A 22,550-nucleotide genomic window follows, 5' to 3' on the forward strand; every position below is an offset into this window, starting at 1 on the left:
GGAAACAGGCGGCATGTACGGCTGGATCTGGCGGCATCTGCCGGGCAACGCGTGGGTACGCGCGCTGATCTCACTCGTACTGGTCCTCGCGGTGGTGTTCGTGCTGTTCCAGTACGTCTTCCCGTGGGCCGAGCCGCTCCTGCCGTTCAACGATGTGACCGTGGACGAGGGATCGGGAGCCACTCCGTGAGCGCGCGCATTCTGGTTGTGGACAACTACGACAGCTTTGTCTTCAACCTGGTCCAGTACCTCTACCAGCTCGGCGCCGAGTGCGAGGTGCTGCGCAACGACGAGGTCGAGCTCTCGCACGCGCAGGACGGCTTCGACGGCGTCCTGCTCTCCCCCGGGCCGGGGACGCCGGAGGAGGCGGGGGTCTGCGTCGACATGGTCCGCCACTGCGCGGAGACGGGCGTGCCCGTCTTCGGGGTGTGCCTCGGCATGCAGTCGATGGCGGTCGCGTACGGAGGGGTCGTGGGCCGGGCGCCCGAGCTGCTGCACGGCAAGACCTCGCCGGTGGTCCACGAGGGCCTGGGCGTCTTCGAGGGCCTGCCGTCCCCCTTCACCGCCACCCGGTACCACTCCCTGGCCGCCGCGCCCGAGACCCTGCCCGAGGCGCTGGAGGTCACGGCGCGCACGCAGGACGGGATCATCATGGGCCTGCGCCACCGGGAGCACGACGTCGAGGGCGTGCAGTTCCACCCCGAGTCGGTGCTCACCGAGTGGGGTCACCGGATGCTCGCGAACTGGCTGGTGCGGTGCGGCGACGCGGGTGCCGTGGAGCGGTCGGTGGGGCTGGCTCCGGTGGTGGGCAAGGCCGTCGCGTGACCGCGCTCGCGCCGTCCGCGCCCACCGGGGGCCGGGCCGCGCGGCGCAGGGCGGCACAAGAGGCCGCGAAGCGGGCCGCCCGGAACTCCCGGAGGCGGGGCGGGCGGCGGCGCAGGCGGCCGGCGTCGGGCGGGCCGCTGGTCGTCGCGAGCCGGCTGGGCGGGGAGCTGTTCATCACGACGGGCCTGGTGATGCTGCTGTTCGTCGCCTACCAGCTCTGGTACACGAACATCGTCGCGGAGCGCACGGCGGACGGGGCCGCGGGCACCCTCCAGCAGACGTGGCTGCGGGACGCGGGCACGGACGCGGGCGGGGCGGCCGCGCCGCCCGTGACGGCCTTCGAGCCCGGACAGGGCTTCGCGATCCTGCACATCCCCAAGCTGGACGTGAAGGTTCCGGTGGCGGAGGGGATCAGCAAGCCGAAGGTGCTGGACCGGGGGATGGTCGGGCACTACGGCGAGGGCGCGCTGAAGACGGCGATGCCGGCGGACAAAGAGGGCAACTTCGCGGTGGCGGGCCACCGCAACACCCACGGGGAGCCCTTCCGCTACATCAACCGGCTGGTGCCGGGGGATCCCGTGGTGGTCGAGACGCGCGACGCGTACTACACGTACGAGATGACCTCGGCGCTGGCGCAGACCCCGCCCACGAACGTGGCGGTGATCAAACCGGTCCCGGAGGGTTCGGGGTTCACCGGACCCGGCCGCTACATCACGCTGACGACCTGCACGCCGGAGTTCACCAGCACCTACCGGATGATCGTATGGGGCAGGATGGTCGACGAACGCCCCCGCAGCCAGGGTGCTCCGCCCGCGCTGACCAGTTAAGGACGAATCAGCAGTGTCTCGTGCCCGCCGCCGCGCCGCGGCAAAGTCCGCCGGCCGCCGCAGCGTGCTCGCCGGGTTCCTGAGCCTGCTGGGCGAGCTCCTGATCACGGTGGGCCTGGTACTGGGCCTGTTCGTGGCCTACTCGCTGTGGTGGACGAACGTCCTCGCGGACCGGCAGGCGTCCGCGCGGGGCGATGAGATCCGCCAGCAGTGGCAGGCGCAGAGCCCGGCCCAGCCGGCGGCCCCGGGCGCGCTGGACACCCAGGACGGCATCGGGTTCCTGCACGTACCGGCGATGAAGAACGGCGAGGTGCTGGTCAAGCCGGGCACGGACCCGGACATCCTCGACGACGGTGTGGCGGGCTACTACACGCAGCCGGTGAAGTCGGCCCTGCCGTGGGACGCGAAGGGCAACTTCTCCCTCGCCGCGCACCGCGACGGCCACGGCGCGAAGTTCCACAACATCGACAAGCTCGACAACGGCGACGCGATCGTCTTCGAGACCAAGGACACCTGGTACGTGTACAAGGTCTTCGCGGAGCTGCGCCAGACGTCGAAGTACAACGTGGACGTGATCAGCCCGGTCCCGAAGGAATCGGGCAGGACGGCCCCGGGCCGCTACATCACGCTGACGACGTGCACACCGGTGTACACGTCGAAGTACCGGTACATCGTGTGGGGCGAGCTGGTCCGCACGGAGAAGGTGGACGCGAAGCGGACACCACCGGCGGAGCTTCGCTGACTGACCTGCTTTGAGGAGGTCAGTCACGCGGCTGTGGATAAGGGGGGTGACTGAGTTGCTTCAAGCAGCTCTCACTAACGCAGCACCTGGAGCTGCACTCCCGCGCTCCAGGCCTCCAGGAGGCCCCTGTGGACGGCTGTGACGCCTCCCTGGGTGGCGATGGCCAAGGCTTCACGGGTGAAGGCGCAGGTGGCCACGTAGAGGGCCACATCGGCCTGGTGGAGCACTTTCGACGCGCCGAGGAACTTCTGCATCTCGCCGCTGAGCACGTGCCGGAACGGGGCGAAGTTCTTGCACTGGACGGCGACGGACCGGCCGTCGGCGGTGCGGGCGGTGATGTCGACGCCGCGGTTGCCGCCGTGCCCGCCGTACACCTCGACGTCGGTGCACCCGTCCCGGCGCAGCAGGCTGGCGACGTGCAGCTCGAACTCTTTCCAGGTCATGGCGTCGATGGTCCCGATGACCCCGGTGAGGGCCTTCACGTCCTGGCCGCGCTGGAGACGGCTGATCTGGAGGTCGTGCTCCACGAGCTTCATCTGGATCTGCTCGACGTCCTCCCGGAGGGCGATCAGCTCGCGGCGCTGCTCGCCGGACGTCTCGATGAGCACGTTCAGCATCGGCACGACTGTCCTGCTGAGTACGTCCCAGCGGGGGCTGTGGACAAAGTTATCCACAGGGCGTGTGCGGACCTCGTACTCGGCGTCGAGGAGGTACGTACGCACCTGACGTGCGACTTCGCTGTCCCGGAGCAGCATTCCGGCGTTCAGGATGGCCCGTCGAGGGAATACCGCGAGTGACGAAGCCTGTGACTGAATGTAACTGAGCTCCTTAAAGGAGCTCAGTTCTGTACCTGTCAAAACCCGGTATCCGCTGGCGTCAAGCTCCTCGCGGTGGTCGAGGACGAGTGACCGGATGGTCTTGATGCTGACCTCGTAATACGCCGCCACCATCGCCGTCGTCACATGCAGCCCGTCCGGCAGCAGTGACAGCGTCTTCACCTTGTCCAGCACGTGCGTCCGCTCCAGGACGCTCGTGCGCAGGGTCCGGGACTCCAGCAGTACCGATTCGTTGATCATGATCCGTCCCTCCCGGGCGGAGCCCCATGCCCCACCCCCGTCCGGGTTAACGGATTTCGTACATATGAAGACACGTACGACATGGGTCCGGCCCCTCTCCCCGGGGGAGAAGGGCCGGACCCGTTGCTGCGGGCGGTCAGCCGCCGAGGCCTCCGAAGAAGCCGCCGTTGCCGCCGTTGTTACCGCCGTTGTTACCGCCGCCGTCCATGGTCATCACATTGATCACCGTGCCCGTCGGGACCGGGCGGCCGGCCGCCGGGTCCGAGGACAGGACGCGGGCGTTGTCGTCCGTCGGGCCGGAGAGCACGGCGCCGAAGACCAGGCCCCGGGCGGCGAGTTCGCCCTTGGCCTGGGCGACGGTCTTGCCCATCAGGTTCGGGACCTGGACCTGCTGCGCGGCCTTGGCGATGGTCACGTTGACCGTCTTGCCGACCTCGAGCTGCGATCCCGCCTGGGGCTGCTGGTCGATGACCGTCTTCGGCGCGGCCCCGGGGGCGTCGACCTCGGTGACGCTGCCGAGCTTGAGGTTGACGGCCTTGAGGGCCTTCTCCGCGTCGTCCTTGGTCTTGCCCTTGAGGTCCGGGACGATCGCCTTCGACTGTTCCTTGGCGACCGTCACCGTGACGACGGAGTTCTTCTCCGCCTCACCGCCCGCCTTCGGGTTCTGGTCGAGGACCGTTCCCGGCGGCCGCGTGGACTCCTCGGCCTTGCGGTCGACCTGGAAGCCCTTCTCCTTCAGCGCTGCCTCGGCCTGTTCGTAGGTGAGGTTGACCACGCTGGGGATCGCCACCTTGGGCGCGCCGGTCGAGATCGTCACCGTGACGGTGGAGCCCTTGTCGACCTTGGTGTCGGGGTCCTTGTCCTGCTTGCAGACGTTGCCCTTGGGCTGGTTCTCGCAGGGCTCCTCGGCGCCCTTGACCACCTTGATGCCGACGTTCTCGCCGCTCCGCTGGGCCTGTTCGAGGGTCGAGCCGATGAACTTGGGCACGCTGGGCCGGTTGTCGGCGGTGCTGCTGAAGAGGGAGCGGCCGATCAGGATCGCGCCGACCAGGACGAGGACGCCGGCCGCCACGAGCAGGATCGTCGAGGCCTTGCTCTTCTTCTGGCGGCGGTGGGGCCCCTGGTCGTAGCCGCCGTGGCCCTGGTCCCCGTACCCGTAGCCGCCCTCGCCCGGGGGCATCGGCGGCATCATCGAGGTCTGGCCGGCGTCGGCGGTGCGCAGGGCGGTGGTGGGCTGGTCGTAGCCCTGGTGTCCGTAGCCGCTCTGGTCGTGCGGGTAGCCGTAGCCGGCCGCGCCCATGGCGGCGGTGGCGGCGACGGGCTGGCCGTCGAGGCAGGCCTCGATGTCGGCGCGCATCTCGTCCGCGGACTGGTAGCGGTAGTCGGGGTCCTTGACCAGCGCCTTCAACACGATCGCGTCCATTTCGGGCGTGATCTCGGGGTCGAAGTTCGACGGCGGCTGCGGCTCTTCCCGTACGTGCTGGTAGGCGACGGCCACGGGGGAGTCGCCGACGAAGGGGGGCCGCACGCTGAGGAGCTCGTAGAGCAGGCAGCCGGCGGAGTAGAGGTCGGAGCGCGCGTCGACCTGCTCGCCCTTGGCCTGCTCCGGGGAGAGGTACTGGGCGGTGCCGATGACGGCGGCCGTCTGCGTCATGGTCATGCCGGAGTCGCCCATGGCGCGGGCGATGCCGAAGTCCATGACCTTGACCTGGCCGGTGCGGGTCAGCATCACGTTGGCGGGCTTGATGTCGCGGTGCACGATGCCGGCGCGGTGCGAGTACTCGAGGGCCTGGAGGATGCCGATGGTCATTTCCAGGGTGCGCTCGGGCAGCAGCTTGCGCCCGGAGTGCAGCAGCTCGCGCAGGGTGGACCCGTCGACGTACTCCATCACGATGTACGGGATGGAGATGTTGTCGACGTAGTCCTCGCCGGTGTCGTAGACGGCGACGATCGCCGGATGGTTCAGCGACGCGGCCGACTGGGCCTCGCGCCGGAACCGGGCCTGGAAGGACGGGTCGCGGGCGAGATCGGCGCGCAGGGTCTTGACGGCGACGGTACGGCCGAGCCGGGTGTCGTGGGCGAGGTAGACCTCGGCCATGCCACCGCGGCCGAGCACGTGGCTCAGCTCGTACCGGCCGCCGAGGCGACGCGGCTCTTCCATAACGTTGCAGCCCTCTCCGTCAGTCCCGACCGCACCTGTGTGTGGTCCGGCGGTGTGCTGTTCGCGCAAAGGCTACCGGCCGATCGTCTGTGATCGGTTCGCGGCCACAGGCTGATACAGGACCGGTACCGTACGCTCGGACCCGGCCGGGATCAGTGACGCGGATCACGTGATTCCGGCCGGTCCGTCATCGTTGGCCTATCCCTGGCTCTTCAGTACGGCGTCCATGACGGCCTTCGCGACCGGGGCGGCGAGGCCGCCGCCGCTGATGTCCTCGCGGTCGGCGTTGCTGTCCTCGATGACGACGGCGACGGCGACGGGGGAGCCCTTGTCGGTCTTGGCGTAGGAGATGAACCAGGCGTACGGCTTCTTGGCGTTCTTCTCGCCGTGCTGGGCGGTGCCGGTCTTGCCGCCGACGGTGACGCCGGGGATCCTGGCCGGCTTGCCCGTGCCGTTCTCGACGACGTTGACCATCATCTGCTGGACCTTCTGCGCGTTGGCGGCGGAGAGGGGCCGGCTCATTTCCTGCGGCTCGTGCTTCTCGATGATGTCGAGGTTGGGAGCGGTGAGGTGGTCGACCATGTACGGCTTCATGAGCTTGCCGTCATTGGCGATCGCGGCGGTGACCATGGCCATCTGGAGCGGGGTGGCCGCGGTGTTGAACTGGCCGATGGCGCTCTGGGCGTTGCCGTCCTTGCCCATGGTCTTGTCGTAGACGCTGGCGAAGGCGCGGACCGGGGTGTCGATCTTGTCGTTGTTGAAGCCGAACTTCTGCGCCGTCTCGACCATCTTGTCCCGCGTCACCTTGTCGCCCATGTTGGCGAAGACGGAGTTGCAGGAGACCTCGAGGGCCTTGTTGAGGCTGAACTTCTCGCAGTTCATGTTGTGCGAGTTGGGCAGCTTCGTGCTGGTGCCCGGGAGGATGTACGGCTCGGGGGTGTCCGTCGGGGCGTTGATGTCCTGGACGACGCCGTGCTCGAGGGCGGCGGCGGCGGTGACGACCTTGAAGGTGGAGCCCGGCGGGTAGGTCTCGCGCAGGGCGCGGTTGACGAGCTTCTTGTCCTCGCTGTCCTTCAGTTCGACCCAGGCCTTCTCGTCGGCCTTGGAGTTGCCCGCGAAGGTGGAGGGGTCGTACGACGGCGTGGAGACGAGGGCGAGGATGGCGCCGGTGCGCGGGTCGATCGCGGCGACGGCGCCCTTCTTGGTGCCGAGGTTGTCGAAGGCCGCCTTCTGGGCGGCGGGGTTGAGCGTGGTGACGACGTTGCCGCCCTGCTTCTTCTCCCCGGTGAACATGCCGATGGTGCGGTCGAAGAACAGCCGGTCGTCGTTGCCGGTGAGGATGCCGTCCTCGAGGGACTCGAGCTGGGTGGAGCCGAAGGCCTGAGAGGCGTACCCGGTGATGGGCGCCCACAGGGGGCCGTCCTTGTAGGTGCGCTTGAACTTGTAGTCGCTGCCGTCGGTGACCACGGAGCCGGTGATCGGCTCGCCCGCCACGATGATGTTGCCGCGTTCGGTGGCGTACTGGGCGATCTGGACCCGGCGGTTCTCCTTGCGGGTGCTGAGTTCCTCGGCCTGGACGTACTGCAGCCAGTTGGTCCGGATCAGCAGCGCGAGGACGAGCAGCCCGCAGAACAGCGAGATGCGGCGCAGGGGCTTGTTCATGACGGGCGGACCACCTGGGTCATCTCGGAGTCGGGGGACGGGGCGGGGGCCGGGGCAGGTCGGCGTGCGGTGTCGCTGATCCGGATGAGGACGGCGATGAGGATCCAGTTCGCGAGGACGGAGGAGCCGCCGGACGCGAGGAAGGGCATCGTCATGCCGGTGAGGGGGATGAGGCCCATGACTCCGCCGGCGACGACGAAGACCTGGAGGGCGAAGGCGCCGGACAGGCCGATGGCGAAGAGCTTGCCGAAGGGGTCGCGGGCGGCGAGGGCGGTGCGGATGCCCCGCTCGATGATGAGGCCGTAGAGCAGGAGGAAGGCCATCACACCGGTGAGCCCGAGTTCCTCGCCGACGGTGGAGAAGATGAAGTCGGAGTTGGCGGCGAAGCCGATGAGGTCGGAGTTGCCCTGGCCCCATCCGGAGCCGAGGACGCCGCCGGAGCCGAAGCTCATGATCGACTGGGCGATCTGCTCGCAGGCGCCGGCGTCGGCGCCACGCCGCTGCCAGCAGCCGAAGGGGTCCAGCCAGGCGCTGACCCGGGCTCCGACGTGGCTGGAGAAGGAAGCGACCACGACGGCGCCGCCGACCGACATCAGCAGGCCGATCACGATCCAGCTGGTCCGCTCGGTGGCGACGTACAGCATGATCACGAACATGCCGAAGAACAGCAGTGAGGAGCCGAGGTCGTTCTCGAAGATCAGGATGAGCAGGCTCATCGCCCAGATCACCAGGATCGGGCCGAGGTCGCGGCCGCGCGGCAGGTAGAGGCCCATGAACCGGCGGGAGGCCAGGGCCAGGGCATCGCGTTTGACCATCAGGTAGCCGGCGAAGAAGACGGCGAGGACGATCTTCGCGAACTCGCCGGGCTGGATGGAGAAGCCGGCGACGCGGATCCAGATCTTGGCGCCGAAGACATCGGCGCCGAGACCGGGGACGAGCGGCAGGAGGAGCAGCACCAGGGCCGCGACCATCGAGATGTACGTGAACCGCTGCAGGACGCGGTGGTCCTTGAGGATCAGCAGGACCGCCGCGAACAGGGCGATGGCGAGCGCCGTGTACATCATCTGGCGCGGTGCGGAGGGGGTGAAGGCACCGAAGGAGCGCTTGGCGAGGTTCTGCAGCCGCTCGGACTGGTCGAGCCGCCAGATCAGCACCAGGCCGAGCCCGTTGAGGAGGGTGGCCAGCGGCAGCAGCAGCGGGTCGGCGTACTTGGCGTACCGGCGTACGACGAGGTGCGCGATCCCGGCGAGGGCGCCCAGGCCCAGGCCGTAGAGCAGCATGCCGGGGGGCAGGCTGCCGTTGATCGCGAGACCCACGTTGGCGTAGGCGAACATCGGGATGACCACGGCGAAGCCGAGCAGCATCAGCTCGGTGTTCCGCCGGCTCGGCAGCTCGATGGCGCCGATGGTGGTCGTGTTGGTGACAACGCTCATGGTGTGGCAGGCCCCCTGTGCCCGCGGGTGTCTACTGCTTTCCGCACAGGCTGACCACTTGCTGCTCCGCGGGAGTCAGAGTGGAGCCGGGTGTCTGGTTCTGCGCCTCGGCGTTGCGGCGTTCCTCGTCCTTCTTGCAGGCGGAGACCTGGACGCCGAGGTCGTCGAGCTTCTCGCGGGCGCCGTCGAGGCTGCCTTCGCTGATGGTGGCCTCGACCTGCTTGCGCTTGAAGGGCGGGAGGTACTTCAGTTCGATGTCGGGGCGGTCGGTCTCCACCGTGGAGAGCTCCAGCGGCCCGAGCTTCTGGCTGATGCCGCGGAAGAGCGCGACGTGATCGCCCTTGACGCCGACGTAGTACTGGGTCTGGGTCCAGCGCCAGCCCGCGTAGAGGCCGCCGCCGACGACGCCGGCGACCAGGAGCAGGGTCAGCGTGCGGGTGGCCCACTTGCGCCCTTTGCCGCGGTGCCTGCGGGGGTGGTCGTACGTGTCCTCGTAGGCGGAGCCGCCGTCATAGGCCTCGGCTTCGCCGAAGCTTCCGTAGGCGCCGCCGCCCTGGCCCTGCTCGCCGTACCCGTAACCGCCCTGCTCCCCGCTGCCGGGGGGGCCGAAGGAGCCGGCGGGCGGGGCGGCCTGGCGGCCGAGGCCCGAGGCGCGGCCGGCCGGGGTCTGCATGGCGTTGCCGCCGTCGAAGAGCTGGTGCTGGTTCTCGGCGACCGCGCCGACGACGACGGGGGTGTCGTTGACCTGGGCGGCGAGGGTGTCCCCGCTGTCGGTGTCGAGGACGTCGGCGACGATGCAGGTGATGTTGTCCGGCCCGCCGCCGCGCAGGGCGAGCTGGATGAGCGACTGCACGGTCTCGCGGGGGCCGTGGTAGTCGGCGAGGGTCTCTTCGAGGGTCTGGTGGGAGACCACGCCGGAGAGTCCGTCGGAGCAGATGAGGTAGCGGTCGCCGGCGCGGACCTCGCGGATGGAGAGGTCGGGTTCGACGATGTCGCCGCTGCCGAGCGCCCGCATCAGCAGGGAGCGCTGCGGGTGGGTGGTGGCTTCCTCTTCGGTGATCCGGCCCTCGTCGACGAGGCGCTGCACCCAGGTGTGGTCCTGGGTGATCTGCGTGAGGACGCCGTCGCGGAGCAGGTAGGCGCGGGAGTCGCCGACGTGGACGAGGCCGAGGCGCTGTCCGGTCCACAGCAGGGCGGTGAGCGTGGTGCCCATGCCCTCGAGCTGGGGGTCCTCCTCGACCATGACGCGCAGCTGGTCGTTGGCGCGCTGCACGGCCGTCGCGAGGGAGGTGAGGATGTCGGAGCCCGGGACGTCGTCGTCGAGCTGCACGAGGGTGGAGATCACCTCGGAGCTGGCGACCTCGCCGGCGGCCTGGCCTCCCATGCCGTCGGCGATCGCGAGGAGGCGGGGCCCGGCGTAGCCGGAGTCCTCGTTGCCCTCCCGGATCATGCCTTTGTGCGATCCGGCGGCGAACCGCAGGGACAGACTCATGCGCACCTCGCCGGTCGGCTCCGGGTACAACCGGTCTCGAGCCACACTGCCCACCCTCCGGTCGGGAGCGCGCGCGTGTCCGTGTCCTCGATGGGACGGATCACCGCCGCGTGCTCGCTCCGCTCGCTCATTCTCGTACTACTTCCGCAGCTCGATGACGGTCTTGCCGATGCGGATCGGGGCGCCCGGCGGAATGGGCGTCGGGGTGGTCAGCCGGGTCCGGTCGAGATACGTGCCGTTGGTGGACCCGAGATCCTCGACGATCCACTGGCCGTCACGGTCGGGGTAGATCCTGGCATGGCGGCTGGACGCGTAGTCGTCGTCCAGCACGATCGTGGAGTCGTGGGCGCGGCCCAGGGTGATCGTCTGGCCGGCGAGGGCCACCGTGGTTCCCGTGAGGGTGCCCTCGGAGACGACGAGCTTGGTGGGCGCACCACGGCGCTGGCGCTGCTGCGGAGGCGCGGCCTGCCGGCCGGCCTGCTGCGGGGCGGTGCCCGCGCCGCCGCGGCGTGAGCCGCGCTGCGTGACTCTCGTCCCGAAGAGGTCGCTGCGGATGACCTGGACGGCCACGATGACGAACAGCCACAGAACGGCTAGGAAACCCAGCCGCATGACCGTCAGGGTCAGCTCTGACATTGCCCCCGCTTCACCCTTCGGCTTGCCGGTAAATGATGGTCGTGCTGCCCACGACGATCCGCGAGCCGTCGCGGAGCGTAGCGCGGGTGGTGTGCTGCCCGTCCACCACGATGCCGTTGGTGGACCCGAGATCCTGGATCGTCGAGGGCGTTCCGGTCCGGATCTCACAGTGCCGGCGCGATACGCCGGGGTCGTCGATCCGCACGTCGGCTTCGGTGCTTCGGCCGAGTACGAGCGTGGGGCGCGAGATCTGGTGGCGGGTGCCGTTGATCTCGATCCAGTGGCGCCGCGGGGCGCCGGAGGCCGGTACGGGTGCGCCCGGGCCGGGTCCGCCCGCGGGCCGCCGGGCGCCGGGTCCGCCGGGGGGCGGGGCGCTGGGCATGGGCGGGGCGGCGACCGGCGGGTAGCCGTAGCCGCCCTGGGCGGCCGGCCCGCCCTGCGGCCGGCCCTGGGGGGCCTGCGGCTGGGAGGTGCTGGCGGCCAGGGTGCGGCTGCGGACCCGGTAGAGCCCGGTGTCGAGGTCGTCGGCCTTCTCCAGGTGGACCTTGATGGGGCCCATGAAGCTGTAGCGCTGCTGCTTGGCGTAGTCGCGGACGAGGCCCGCGAGCTCGTCGCCGAGCTGCCCGGAGTACGGGCTCAGGCGGTCGTAGTCGCCGGCGCTGAGCTCCACGATGAAGTCGTTGGGGACGACGGTCCGCTCGCGGTTCCAGATGGTGGCGTTGTTGTCGCACTCCCGCTGGAGGGCTCCGGCGATCTCCACCGGCTGGACCTCGGACTTGAACACCTTGGCGAAGGTGCCGTTCACCAGACCTTCGAGTCGCTGCTCGAACCGCTTCAGAACTCCCATGGGGCACCTCCTCCGTCGTTGTCGCCCTGTACTGCTTACTGATCGTATCCACGCGTGGCGGATTCGGGTGGTTCCCCATCGGTCCTGTGAGGACGAGTGTTGGTCCTCACAGGGATCGTAGGGGGGCCTCGGGACCAGTGTCCCGCACCGGGACCGGAGTGCGGGAGGGGCCGTCCGCGGCGGGGGCGGGGGGTGCGCGGAAAGCGATGTGATTCCACCCCGTCCGACGTGCTAATGTTTCGACGTCGCCAGGGGAACGGCCCGAAAGGGAAGAACCACTGGGACGCTGCTCGGGCGAGTGGCGGAACGGCAGACGCGCTGGCTTCAGGTGCCAGTGTCCTTCGGGACGTGGGGGTTCAAATCCCCCCTCGCCCACATCGACGAAACGGTCGTCATCGCGGAAGCGGTGACGGCCGTTTCGTGTTTCCGCGGTTTCCGGGGGTTTCCGCTGTTTCCGGAGACCAACTGGCGTGGCCGGAGCGGCCGTCCGGCCCCCGCAGGGCCAAGGAGTGATCCAGGACACGTTGTTCGCGGCCGCCCGTCCGACTTTCGTCGCGCGGTGAGCGACGAAAGAGAGCGGCCGGCGGTGTGCCCGGGTGTCTAGGGTCGGTCGCGTGGATGCGAAGGCGATGACGCGTGCGGGCCGGGACTGGCTCAAAGGGCCGGAGCCCTGGACCCGGCGGATGCTCGCGGGCGACCTGGCGATCGCCGCGGTGCTGGCGCTGCTCGGCATGGGCGTCGAGGAACTCGACAACGGGTCCGGGCGCCGGATGGCCGCGAGCGCCGCGGTCGTGGTGCTGCTCACCCTGCTGCGGCGCAGGCTGCCGGCGGCGACGCTGGTCGCGGGTTCGGCCGTGAGCGTGTTCCTGCCCGGGTCGTTCCTGGTCACGAGCCTGCTCGGCTGGTCGGCGGGGCGCCGGATCGTCGGCGTGGGACGGGCGGCGGCCGCGTTCACGCTGGCGTTCGCCGCGGCGCTCGGGCTCGGCGTGCTGCACGAGTGGGACCAGATGCGGCCGCTGCTCGTGATCGTGTTCTCCACGCTGATGTTCCTGGCGACGACCGTGATGCCCGGCCTGGCCAGCCGTTACTGGTCGCAGCGCCGTACGCTGCTGCGCGCGCTCCAGGAGCGCAACGGGCAGCTGATGCGCGAGCGGGCGATGGTCGCCGGGCAGGCGCGGCTGCGCGAGCGGCAGCGGATCGCCCAGGACATGCACGACAGCCTCGGCCACCAGCTGGCGCTGATCTCGGTGCACACCGGTGCGCTGGAGGTGGACGCGGACCTCACCGACCGTCAGCGGGAAGCGGTCGGCGTGCTGCGGCAGGCCTCGGTGGCCGCGATGCACGAGCTGCGCGAAGTCGTCGGGATCCTGCGGGACGGGGTCGAGGCGCCCGTCCCGGTGGAGGAGGCGGCGCAGCCCGCGGCGCGCGGGGTGGCCGGGATCGCCGGGGTCGTGGAAGCGGCGCAGCGCGCGGGGACCGACGTACGGATGTCCACCTCCGGCCAGGCGCGGCCGCTGGTCGCGGCCTGCGACCACGCGGCGTACCGGATCGTGCAGGAGGCGCTGACGAACGCCTACAAGCACGCTCCGGGGGCGCCGATCACGGTGGAACTGCGGTACGAGGACGACTCGCTGGTGGTGGAGATCGCCAACGGTCCGTCGGCCGGTCCCGGGGCCGGCGAGGTGGTGTCCGGCGGGCAGGGGCTGACGGGGCTGCGCGAGCGGGCGCGGCTGGTCGGCGGGATGGTGCACGCGGGCGCGACCGAGGACGGCGGCTTCCGGGTGGCGGGGGTGCTGCCGTACGGGGCGGAGCCGGCCGGCGTGGAGGACGTGGCGGACGACTTCGGGCAGCGGGCGCAGGCCCGGGGGCTGCCGGGGGCGCCGCCGATGGACTGGGCGGCGGTGGACCGGGAGCTGGCCGTACGGGGGCGCAGCCGGGCCGGCGGCTTCGCGCTGGGCTGCGGCATCGCCTTCGCCGCGGTGGTGCTGCTGGTGGTCGTGCTCGGGGCGGGGGTGCTCCTGGTGGTGGGCTCGATGAGCGACTCGGTGCTGGACCGGGACGCTTTCGACGCGGTGCAGGTGGGAGAGTCGGAGCAGGCCGTACGGGACCGGCTGCCGAGCGGCGACAATTTCCTGACGGCCGGGGCGGAGCGCAAGGGTCCGCCGCGGCCCGAGGGTTCGGACTGTCTGGCGCTGCTGGCGGAGGACCAGCCGGAGGCGCTGGGGACGGACCGGATCTACCGGTTCTGTTTCAAGGACGGGCAACTCGTGGACAAGCAGGCTTACGAGGTCAAGCAGTAGGAGCACGGGTGACAGCCGAAGTGATCCGCGTGGTGATCGCCGACGACGAGCCGCTGATCCGGGCGGGGATCAGGATGATCCTGACCTCGGCGCCGGACATCGCGGTCGTGGCGGAGGCGGCGAACGGCCGGGAGGCGGTGGACCTGGCCCGGGCGCACGCCCCGGACGTGATGCTGCTGGACATCCAGATGCCGGTGATGGACGGGCTGACGGCGCTGGGCGAGCTGGGGCGGGCCGCGCCGGAGGTGCGGGCGCTGATCCTGACCACCTTCGGGGAGAAGGAGAACGTGCTGCGGGCGCTGGGCGAGGGCGGTGCGGGGTTCCTGCTGAAGGACTCGGCGCCGGGCGAGCTGATCGGCGCGGTACGGGCGGCCGCCGCGGGCGACGCGTACCTCTCGCCGGCGGCGACCCGGCACGTGGTCGACCAGCTGGCGTCGGGGAAGGCCGCGGTCCGGGGCGCAGGCGCCCGGCACGGGATCTCCCCGGCGGAAGCGAGGGAAAAGGTCGCGGAGCTGAGCGACCGCGAGCGGGGGGTCCTCGCACTGTTGGGGGAGGGGCTGTCGAACGCCGACGCGGGGCGCCGGCTGCACATGAGCGAGGCGACCGTGAAGACGTACGTGAGCCGGATCCTGGCGAAGCTCGGCTGCGAGAACCGCGTGCAGGCCGCCTTGCTGGCCAGGGACGCCGGGCTGTAGATACGGTCAGCGCGTTCGAACGCGATCAACGTACGGGGTGGGGGCGGCGCGCATGGCGGCGGTAGTGGGACAGCGGATCCCGGAGGTGGCGGGCTTCGCGCCGCGGGTGGCGGACGGATCGCCCAAGCAGGAGGGCCGGGCGCTGCGCCAGCGCGTGCCGCGGGCGGCGCACGCCGCCTTCGCGGCGCCGGCCGACCGCCCGGACGCGGTGCGGGCGGTGGAGGACTCCAACGCCGGCCGCGTCCCGGAGCTGACGCCGATACGCGTGGGCCGGATGGCGGCGAACCCCTTCGCGTTCCTGCGGGGGGCGGCCGGGCTGATGGCCCACGACCTGTCCGGCGGGCCCGTGACCGGGATCGGCGCGCAGATCTGCGGCGACGCGCACGCGGCGAACTTCGGGCTGTACGGGGACGCGCGCAACCGGCTGGTCATCGACCTGAACGACTTCGACGAGACCGTCTTCGGCCCGTGGGAGTGGGACGTGAAGCGGCTGGCGACCTCGCTGGTGCTGGCCGGGCGGGTGTCGGGCGCGGGCGAGGACGCCAGCCGGGCGGCCGCGCTGGACGCGGTGGGCGCCTACCGGCGGACCATGCGGCTGCTGTCGCGGCTGCCGGCCATGGACGCGTGGAACGCCATCGCCGACGAGGAGCTGGTCTCGCACACCGATGCCCGGGACCTGCTGGGCACGCTGGAGCAGGTCGCGGAGAAGGCCCGCAACAACACCTCCGCGCGGTTCGCCGCGAAGTCGACCGAGGCCGTACCGGACGGCGGCGGGACCGGCAGGACCGGCGGGAGCGCGGCCGCGGGGCGGCGCTTCGTGGACGCGCTGCCCGTGCTGCGCCGGGTCGGGGACGCGGAGGCCGCGGCCGTGGCCGCCTCCCTGGGCCCGTACCTGCAGACCCTCCCGCCCGACCGGCTGCCGCTGATGGCCCGGTACGCGATCCACGACGTGGCCTTCCGCGTGGTGGGGACGGGGAGCGTCGGCACGCGCTCGTACGTGGTGCTGCTGCTGGACCACCGGGGCGAGCCGCTGGTGCTCCAGGTGAAGGAGGCGCGGCCCTCGGTACTGCTGCCGCACCTGCCCGCGCTGGGCTTCGCCCCGCCGCCGGAGGAGCACGAGGGGCGCCGGGTGGTGGCCGGGCAGAAGCGGATGCAGGTGGTGTCGGACATCATGCTGGGCTGGACCACGGTGGAGGGGCGGCCCTTCCAGGTGCGCCAGTTCCGCAACCGCAAGGGCAGTGTGGATCCGGCTGCGCTGACCGCCGACCAGCTCGACGACTACGGGCGGATGACCGGGGCCCTGCTGGCCCGCGCGCACGCGCACAGCGCCGATCCGCGGCTGCTGTCCGGGTACTGCGGGAAGAACGAGGAGCTGGACGAGGCGATGGCCGCGTTCGCGGTGGCCTACGCGGACCGGACGGAGGCCGACCACGCCGATCTGGTGGCGGCGGTACGGGCGGGGCGGATCGCGGCGGAGTCGGGGGTCTGAGCGGTCCGGCCCGCGCGGTCCGGTGTGCGCGGTCCGGTGTGCGCGGGGTGCCCGGGCCGCCGGGCCGTAGGCTGGCCGGGTGAGCGAGCAGACCGAACACACGGTTCCCGACGACGAACGTCCCGAGGCGCGCCTGGAGCGGGCCGTGCGGGCCGCCGAGCAGGCGCTGATCGAGTTCGAGATCGCGGTGGAGACCTTCCGGGTCGAGGTGGAGAACTTCTCCCGCCTGCACCACCAGAAGCTCGGCCCGATGTACGCGCGGCTCGACGAACTCGACGCACTGATCGCCGAGGCGAAGGCGGCCCGCACCGGGGACCCGGAGGACCTGCGGCGGGCGCGCGACGCGCGCTCGCTGGTCATGCCGATGCCCGGAGTGGACGAGCTGTTCCACGACTGGATGGACTCGGACGGGATCTCCGACGACGCGGGCGCCATGCTCACCGAGCGGCCCGTGCGGCCGCCGGAGCGGGTGCGGCCCTCGGAGGAGGTGCGCCGCCTCTACCGCGAGCTGGTCCGCCAGGCCCACCCCGACCTCGCGCAGGACGAGGCCGAGCGGGTGCGCCGCGACGCGTTCATCGCGCGGGTCAACGCCGCGTACGGGCGGGGCGAGGAAGGGCTGCTGCGCGAGCTGGCCGAGGAGTGGGCGGCCGGTCCCGCGCCGGAGCGGGCGGAGCCCGAGGAGAGCGGGGAGCTGTACGCCCGGCTGGAGTGGCTGGCGCGCCGCAAGGAGCTGCTGGCGCTCGTGGCCAAGGAGCTGGAGGACAGTGCGATCGGGTCGATGCTGAGGATGGCTCCCGACGACCCGGACCGGCTGCTGGAGGAGATCGCGGAGCAGCTGCTCGCGCAGGTCGCCGCACGCGAGGCGGAGCTCGCCGAGGCGCTCGCCACGGGCTGAGCGCTCGCCACGGGCCGAGTCCGGGCTGGACGGACGCCTGGACGGGCGGCACCGTCGGATAGGTTGGAAGCCGGACCTGTGATGAGAGAAGGCGACGTATGAACTTCGGACCGCTTCCCTCGGTGGACGCCGCCGCGGTGCCCTCCGAAGGTTTTGTGCTGGACGTCCGCGAGGACGACGAATGGGCGGCCGGGCACGTCGAGGGCGCTCTGCACATTCCGATGAGTGACTTCGTGGCCCGCTTCGGCGAGCTGACCGAGGCCGTCGAGGACGGTCGCCGGGTCCACGTGATGTGCCGGGTCGGCGGGCGCTCCGCGCAGGTGACCCAGTACCTGGTGCGCCAGGAGATCGACGCCGTGAACATCGACGGCGGGATGCAGGCCTGGGAACGGGCCGGGCGCCCGATGGTGACGGACAGCGGGAACCCGGCCTTCGTGCTGTAGCCCGCGCGGGCCCCTCAGGCCGAGGGGCTCCTCAGGCGCGGGAGCCCTCAGGCGAGCGGGTGGGCGGCCAGCAGGTCTCCCAGGGCCTCCTCGTGGGCGGCGGCCGGGCCGAGCTGGAGTTCCAGCTGCTTGGCCCACGCGTGGTACCGGTGCAGCGGGTAGTCGGTGTCGGCGCCGAAACCGCCGTGCAGGTGCTGGGCGGTCTGCACGACCCGGCGCACGCCCTCCGAGGCCCAGATCTTGGCGACCGCGACGTCCCCGGAGCTCGGCAGCGGTCCGCCGGCGCCGCCGGTCGCGGCGTCGAGCCGCCAGGCGGCCTGCCAGAGGGTGGCCTCCATGGCGCGCAGGTCGATGTAGCGGTCGGCGGCCTGCACGGCGACGGCCTGGAAGGTGGCCACCGGGAAGCCGAACTGCTCGCGCTTGCTCGTGTACTGGCTGGTCATGGCGAGGACGCCCTCGCCGAGGCCGAGGGCGAGGGCGCAGGTTCCGGTGGCGAGGAGCTGGCGCAGCCGCTCCCAGGCGTCCGGGTCGTCGATGAGGTGGGTCGGGGCCACTCGTACGCCGTCCAGGGCGAGTTCGGCGAGCCGCTCCCCGCTGGTGGAGACCTGGTCGGCGAGGGCGAGGCCCTCGGCGGTGCGCGGGACGAGCGCGAGGACGGCCTCGCCCTCGCCGGTGTGGGCCGGTACGGCGATCCAGTCGGCGCTCTGCGCCCAGGCGACGGCGGTCTGCGTGCCGTCCAGGATCCAGCCGTCGCCCTCGCGGCGGGCGAGGACGGCGAGTTCGGCCGGGTCGTGGCCGGAGCGGCCGTGGGCGGCGGCGGTCAGGACGAGGCTGCCGCGCCCGGCGCCGGGCAGCAGGGCCGCGGCCAGTTCGGGACTGCCGTGGGCCTGTACGGCCATGGCGGTGGCGCAGTGTTCCAGCAGCGGTACCCGGGCCAGCACCTTCGCGGCCTCGCGCAGCACCAGGCACAGGGCGATGGTGTCGAGGCCGGCGCCGCCGTGCTCCTCGGCGAGGACCAGGCTCAGCAGGTCGGATCCGGCGAGCCTGGCCCACAGCGGGCGGTCGAAGTCGTCGGCGACGGCCCCGGGGGTGAGCGCGGGGCTGGGCACCCCGTCGGGCGCGACGTCCGCGAAGACGGCCTTCGCCGCCTCGACGGCCGCCTGCTGCTCCTCGGTGAAGGTGAAGTCCACTGCCGGTCCTCCCGTTCGGATCTGACGGTGCGTCAAGATAGAACAGGCTCTGGGAAAAGGACAGGCCCCGGGGAGCGGCAGGACGCCGGGTCAGCGGTCGAAGTCGATCTCCACTTCCTCCGTCACCGGGTGCGACTGGCAGGCCAGGACGAATCCGGCGTCCGTCTCCTCGGCCTCCAGCGCGAAGTTCCGGTCCATCCGGACCTCGCCCGTCACCAGGAACGCCCGGCAGGTGCCGCAGACCCCGCCCTTGCAGGCGTACGGGGCGTCCGCGCGGTTGCGGAGCACCGCGTCCAGCAGCGATTCCCCGTCGCGGACCGGCCAGGTGCCCGAACGGCCGTCGAGGCGCGCGGTGACCCGGCCGTGGGAGGCTGCCGGGGCGGCGCCGGCGCGGACCGGCGCCGTGCTGTCCTCGACGTGGAAGATCTCCTCGTGCACCCTGGTCCGGGCCACGCCGAGCGCGCCCAGGGTGCGCTCCGCCCCCTGCACCAGGCCGTAGGGGCCGCACAGGAACCAGCCCGTCACGTCCGCCACCGGAAGCAGTGCGGGCAGCAGGGCGGCCAGCCGCTCCTCATCCAGGCGGCCGGAGGGCAGCCCGGCCTCCTGCTCCTCCCGGGACAGGACCGTGACCAGCTGGAACCGTGCCGGATAGCGGTCCTTGAGGTCGGCGACCTCCTCCAGGAACATCGTCGACGCCGCCGTACGGTCGCTGCGCACCAGGCAGAACCGGGCGTCGGGGCGGGCGGCCAGCAGGCTCGCGGCGATCGACAGCACGGGGGTGATCCCGCTGCCGCCGACGATCGCCGCGTAGTGCGCGGCGGCGGGGGCGGCGGCCGGGTCCAGGACGAAGCGGCCGGCCGGGACCATCACGTCCAGCACGTCCCCGGCGGCGATCTCCTTGTGGGCGAAGGTGGAGAACTCCCCGCCCTCCACCAGCCGCACGCCGACCCGCAGCTCCGCCGGGCCCGGGCCGTCGGGCGCCGGGGCGGGGGAGCAGATCGAGTAGGTGCGCCGGATCTCCTCGCCCTCGGGGGCGGCGCGGCGCAGGGTGAGGTGCTGGCCGGGGGCGTGCCGGTACTCCTCGCGCAGCTCCTGCGGGACCCGGAGGGTCAGAGCCACCGAGTCGTCGGTGAGCCGGTCGACCGCAGCCACCGTCAGCGGGTGGAACGCGCCGTGGCGGGGTGCGGCCATCTACAGCTCCTTGAAGTGGTCGAACGGTTCGCGGCAGGCGGTGCAGCGGCGCAGCGCCTTGCAGGCGGTGGAGGAGAACCGGCTGAGCAGCTCGGTGTCGGTGGACCCGCAGTTCGGGCAGCGGACCGACAGGGTCAGCGGGACCGGCCCGCCGGCCGCGTGCGGGCGCGGCGGGGCGATGCCGAACTCGGCCAGCTTGCGGCGGCCTTCGGCGCTGATGTCGTCGGTGGACCAGGCGGGGGCCAGCACGGTGGTCACCCGTACATCGGGTATGCCGTGGCCGGTGAGGACCCGCTCGATGTCGGCGGACATGGCCTCGATGGCCGGGCAGCCGGTGTAGGTGGGGGTGAGGACGACCTCGGCGCCGCCGTCCTCGCGCACCTTCACGCCGCGCACCACGCCGAGCTCGCCGAGGGTGAGCACAGGCAGCTCGGGGTCCGGGACGGAGCCGGCCAGCTCGGTCAGCTCCGCCTCCAGGCGGGTCGTGCCGGCGTGGGCGGTCACCATGACGCCCCCGGGTGGCTGCGGTGCAGGTGCTGCATTTCGGCGAGCAGCCGGCCGAAGGACTCCGTGTGCAGCCCCTGGCGCCCGGCTCCGGCCGCCCAGGCGCCGGTGCGCGGGCCCTCGGGCAGCGCGAGCCCGGCCCGCTCCAGTACCCCGCTCACCGCGGTCAGCCAACGCCCTTCCAGCGCGGACCAGTCCAGCCCCTCGAGGCCGTCCACCGGCTGGAACATCTCGCCGGTGTACTTCCACAGGGCGTCCAGGGCGGCGCGCATGCGGCCCCGGCTTTCCTCCGTGCCGTCGCCGAGCCGCAGGGTCCACTGCTCGGCGTGGTCGCGGTGGTAGGCGGTCTCCTTGACGGCCTTGGCCGCGAGCGGCGCGAACGGGCCGTCCCCGCGTGCCAGTTCCCCGTAGAGCTCGTGCTGGTAGAAGGAGAAGAAGAGCTGGCGGGCGATGGTGTGGGCGAAGTCGCCGTTCGGCTGCTCGACCAGCTGGAGGTTGCGGAAGGACCGCTCCTCGCGCAGGAACGCCAGCTCGTCCTCGTCGCCGACCATGGTCAGCAGGACGCGGGCCTGGCCGAGCAGGTCGAGGGCGATGTTGGCGAGCGCGACCTCCTCCTCCAGCACGGGCGCGTGGCCCGCCCACTCGCCGAGGCGGTGGGAGAGGATCAGGGCGTCGTCACCGAGGGCGAGGGCGGCCGCCGTGACCTCGGTGTTCGTGGTGTCGGTGCCGGTCACAGGTGGCTCACCCCCTCCGGGATGTCGTAGAAGGTCGGGTGCCGGTAGGGCTTGTCGGCGGACGGGGCGAAGAAGGGGTCGCGCTCGTCCGGTGAGGAGGCGGTGATCTCGGTGGAGGGCACCACCCAGATCGAGACGCCCTCGCTGCGCCGGGTGTAGAGGTCGCGGGCGTTGCGCAGGGCCATCTCCGCGTCGGGGGCGTGCAGGCTTCCCGCGTGCGTGTGCGAGAGGCCGCGGCGCGAGCGCACGAACACCTCCCACAGGGGCCAGTTCTGCGTCATACCCGTGCCTCCTCGTTCTGTGCGGCGTGTGCCGCCTGCTTCTCCGCGTACGCCGCGGCCGCGTCGCGCACCCAGGCGCCTTCCTCGTGCGCCCTGCGCCGCTGGCTCAGGCGCTGCTCGTTGCACGGGCCGTTGCCCTTGAGCACGTTCCAGAACTCCGCCCAGTCGATGGCGCCGAAGTCGTGGTGCCCGCGCTCCTCGTTCCACTTCAGGTCCGGGTCGGGCAGCGTCAGGCCGAGGGCCTCCGCCTGCGGGACGGCGATGTCCACGAACCGCTGGCGCAGCTCGTCGTTCGAGTGCCGCTTGATCCGCCAGGCCATCGACTGCGCCGAGTGCGCGGACTCGTCGTCGGGCGGGCCGAACATCATCAGCGAGGGCCACCACCAGCGGTCGACCGCGTCCTGGGCCATGGCGTGCTGTGCCTCGGTGCCCTTGGACAGGGTCATGAGGAGCTCGAAGCCCTGGCGCTGGTGGAAGGACTCCTCCTTGCAGATGCGGACCATGGCGCGCGCGTACGGCCCGTAGGAGCAGCGGCAGATCGGCACCTGGTTGGTGATCGCCGCGCCGTCCACCAGCCAGCCGATGGCACCGACGTCGGCCCAGGTCAGGGTGGGGTAGTTGAAGATCGAGGAGTACTTCTGCTTGCCCGCGTGGAGCTTGTCGAGCAGCTCGTCGCGGCTGGTGCCCAGGGTCTCGGCGGCGCTGTAGAGGTAGAGGCCGTGGCCCGCCTCGTCCTGCACCTTGGCCATCAGGATCGCCTTGCGGCGCAGCGAGGGCGCACGCGTGATCCAGTTGGCCTCGGGCTGCATGCCGATGATCTCGGAGTGGGCGTGCTGGGCCATCTGACGCACGAGGGAGGCGCGGTATTCCTCGGGCATCCAGTCGCGCGGCTCCACGCGCTCCTCCGCCGCGACCGCCGCGTCGAAGGCCGCCGCGAGCTGTGCGCCCAGGTCAGCAGCCATGCCGGTGCCGTCCGTCCCGTCTGTCCCGAGGGCCGTTTCCGGCCCCGTCTCCGGGGTCACTGCCACCATCCCGGTCCCCTGTCAGCGTGTGTCGGCCGGCCGTCTGTCCACCCGACCGACCGATCGTTCGGTTCATCCTCTTCAATGGTGGGTCGGCGGCCCGTA

Annotated in this window: 21 protein-coding genes, 1 tRNA gene and 1 pseudogene; 10 read left to right on the top strand and 13 right to left on the bottom strand. The window is 71.5% G+C overall.

Features of this window, described 5'->3' with window-relative positions:
• The first annotated feature begins 13 nt into the window (after positions 1 to 13).
• The 4 genes and pseudogenes from ACZ6I1_RS07345 (at position 14) to ACZ6I1_RS07360 (ending at position 2,394) form a co-directional block, all read left to right on the top strand.
• On the top strand, positions 14 to 190 hold the full coding sequence (locus ACZ6I1_RS07345; RefSeq protein WP_030011120.1) for a hypothetical protein: 177 nt from the start codon (positions 14 to 16) through the stop codon (positions 188 to 190).
• Positions 187 to 825, top strand: a complete 639-nt coding sequence (locus ACZ6I1_RS07350) for an aminodeoxychorismate/anthranilate synthase component II (protein WP_469284124.1) — start codon at positions 187 to 189, stop codon at positions 823 to 825. The genes ACZ6I1_RS07345 and ACZ6I1_RS07350 overlap by 4 nt, the downstream gene beginning before the upstream one ends.
• A pseudogene (locus ACZ6I1_RS07355) lies at positions 807 to 1,652 on the top strand (class E sortase); the annotation flags it as partial. The gene ACZ6I1_RS07350 and the pseudogene ACZ6I1_RS07355, both read left to right, overlap by 19 nt.
• A 13-nt stretch (positions 1,653 to 1,665) precedes the next feature.
• Positions 1,666 to 2,394: a class E sortase gene (locus ACZ6I1_RS07360; RefSeq protein WP_469284126.1), complete on the top strand. Its 729-nt coding sequence runs from the start codon at positions 1,666 to 1,668 to the stop codon at positions 2,392 to 2,394.
• Between the two features lie 74 nt (positions 2,395 to 2,468).
• On the opposite strand, the gene ACZ6I1_RS07365 is transcribed toward ACZ6I1_RS07360, so the two are convergent.
• From ACZ6I1_RS07365 to ACZ6I1_RS07395, 7 genes are all read right to left on the bottom strand, one after another.
• On the bottom strand, positions 2,469 to 3,470 hold the full coding sequence (locus tag ACZ6I1_RS07365) for a restriction endonuclease (RefSeq protein WP_469284128.1): 1,002 nt from the start codon (positions 3,468 to 3,470) through the stop codon (positions 2,469 to 2,471).
• Between the two features lie 136 nt (positions 3,471 to 3,606).
• On the bottom strand, positions 3,607 to 5,631 hold the full coding sequence (pknB, locus tag ACZ6I1_RS07370) for a Stk1 family PASTA domain-containing Ser/Thr kinase (RefSeq protein ID WP_469284130.1): 2,025 nt from the start codon (positions 5,629 to 5,631) through the stop codon (positions 3,607 to 3,609).
• A 198-nt stretch (positions 5,632 to 5,829) separates the two neighbouring features.
• Positions 5,830 to 7,293 (bottom strand): peptidoglycan D,D-transpeptidase FtsI family protein, encoded by a 1,464-nt coding sequence (locus tag ACZ6I1_RS07375; protein WP_469284132.1) that lies wholly within the window; start codon positions 7,291 to 7,293, stop codon positions 5,830 to 5,832.
• Positions 7,290 to 8,726: an FtsW/RodA/SpoVE family cell cycle protein gene (locus ACZ6I1_RS07380; RefSeq protein WP_469284134.1), complete on the bottom strand. Its 1,437-nt coding sequence runs from the start codon at positions 8,724 to 8,726 to the stop codon at positions 7,290 to 7,292. Before ACZ6I1_RS07380 ends, ACZ6I1_RS07375 begins: the two co-directional genes overlap by 4 nt.
• Positions 8,727 to 8,757: 31 nt before the next feature.
• On the bottom strand, positions 8,758 to 10,218 hold the full coding sequence (locus ACZ6I1_RS07385; RefSeq protein ID WP_469284135.1) for a PP2C family protein-serine/threonine phosphatase: 1,461 nt from the start codon (positions 10,216 to 10,218) through the stop codon (positions 8,758 to 8,760).
• A gap of 138 nt (positions 10,219 to 10,356) precedes the next feature.
• Positions 10,357 to 10,854: an FHA domain-containing protein FhaB/FipA gene (locus ACZ6I1_RS07390; protein ID WP_215145016.1), complete on the bottom strand. Its 498-nt coding sequence runs from the start codon at positions 10,852 to 10,854 to the stop codon at positions 10,357 to 10,359.
• 10 nt (positions 10,855 to 10,864) lie between these two features.
• Positions 10,865 to 11,701, bottom strand: a complete 837-nt coding sequence (locus tag ACZ6I1_RS07395; RefSeq protein ID WP_469284137.1) for an FhaA domain-containing protein — start codon at positions 11,699 to 11,701, stop codon at positions 10,865 to 10,867.
• 292 nt (positions 11,702 to 11,993) lie between these two features.
• On the opposite strand from ACZ6I1_RS07395, the gene ACZ6I1_RS07400 reads away from it, so the two are divergent.
• The 6 genes from ACZ6I1_RS07400 to ACZ6I1_RS07425 all read left to right on the top strand — a co-directional run bounded on the left by ACZ6I1_RS07400 (position 11,994) and on the right by ACZ6I1_RS07425 (position 17,523).
• Positions 11,994 to 12,076: transfer RNA gene (locus tag ACZ6I1_RS07400), tRNA-Leu, on the top strand.
• A 254-nt stretch (positions 12,077 to 12,330) separates the two neighbouring features.
• Positions 12,331 to 14,001: a sensor histidine kinase gene (locus tag ACZ6I1_RS07405; RefSeq protein ID WP_469284396.1), complete on the top strand. Its 1,671-nt coding sequence runs from the start codon at positions 12,331 to 12,333 to the stop codon at positions 13,999 to 14,001.
• An 8-nt stretch (positions 14,002 to 14,009) separates the two neighbouring features.
• Positions 14,010 to 14,696: a response regulator gene (locus ACZ6I1_RS07410; protein WP_469284139.1), complete on the top strand. Its 687-nt coding sequence runs from the start codon at positions 14,010 to 14,012 to the stop codon at positions 14,694 to 14,696.
• 52 nt (positions 14,697 to 14,748) lie between these two features.
• A complete protein-coding gene (locus ACZ6I1_RS07415; RefSeq protein WP_469284142.1) occupies positions 14,749 to 16,185 on the top strand; it encodes a DUF2252 domain-containing protein in 1,437 nt (478 codons plus the stop codon).
• 79 nt (positions 16,186 to 16,264) lie between these two features.
• A complete protein-coding gene (locus ACZ6I1_RS07420) occupies positions 16,265 to 17,080 on the top strand; it encodes a J domain-containing protein (RefSeq protein WP_469284143.1) in 816 nt (271 codons plus the stop codon).
• Between the two features lie 98 nt (positions 17,081 to 17,178).
• Positions 17,179 to 17,523, top strand: coding sequence for a rhodanese-like domain-containing protein (locus ACZ6I1_RS07425; RefSeq protein ID WP_469284144.1), 345 nt, complete (start codon positions 17,179 to 17,181; stop codon positions 17,521 to 17,523).
• Between the two features lie 47 nt (positions 17,524 to 17,570).
• On the opposite strand, the gene ACZ6I1_RS07430 is transcribed toward ACZ6I1_RS07425, so the two are convergent.
• From ACZ6I1_RS07430 to paaA, 6 genes are all read right to left on the bottom strand, one after another.
• Positions 17,571 to 18,713, bottom strand: coding sequence for an acyl-CoA dehydrogenase family protein (locus ACZ6I1_RS07430; protein ID WP_469284147.1), 1,143 nt, complete (start codon positions 18,711 to 18,713; stop codon positions 17,571 to 17,573).
• A 90-nt stretch (positions 18,714 to 18,803) separates the two neighbouring features.
• The gene (locus tag ACZ6I1_RS07435; RefSeq protein WP_469284149.1) at positions 18,804 to 19,904 is read right to left on the bottom strand and encodes a 2Fe-2S iron-sulfur cluster-binding protein; all 1,101 of its coding nucleotides are present in this window, start codon (positions 19,902 to 19,904) and stop codon (positions 18,804 to 18,806) included.
• Positions 19,905 to 20,411: a 1,2-phenylacetyl-CoA epoxidase subunit PaaD gene (gene paaD, locus ACZ6I1_RS07440; protein WP_469284153.1), complete on the bottom strand. Its 507-nt coding sequence runs from the start codon at positions 20,409 to 20,411 to the stop codon at positions 19,905 to 19,907.
• Entirely contained in the window at positions 20,405 to 21,142 is a 738-nt protein-coding gene (gene paaC, locus ACZ6I1_RS07445) for a 1,2-phenylacetyl-CoA epoxidase subunit PaaC (RefSeq protein ID WP_469284155.1), read from the bottom strand. Before paaC ends, paaD begins: the two co-directional genes overlap by 7 nt.
• Complete coding sequence (paaB, locus tag ACZ6I1_RS07450) at positions 21,139 to 21,423, bottom strand: 1,2-phenylacetyl-CoA epoxidase subunit PaaB (protein WP_384757985.1); 285 nt, start codon at positions 21,421 to 21,423, stop codon at positions 21,139 to 21,141. The genes paaC and paaB overlap by 4 nt, the downstream gene beginning before the upstream one ends.
• Entirely contained in the window at positions 21,420 to 22,454 is a 1,035-nt protein-coding gene (gene paaA / locus ACZ6I1_RS07455) for a 1,2-phenylacetyl-CoA epoxidase subunit PaaA (RefSeq protein WP_469284159.1), read from the bottom strand. The genes paaB and paaA overlap by 4 nt, the downstream gene beginning before the upstream one ends.
• Positions 22,455 to 22,550: the final 96 nt, after the last annotated feature.

Source organism: Streptomyces sp. NPDC046303 (assembly GCF_055588085.1).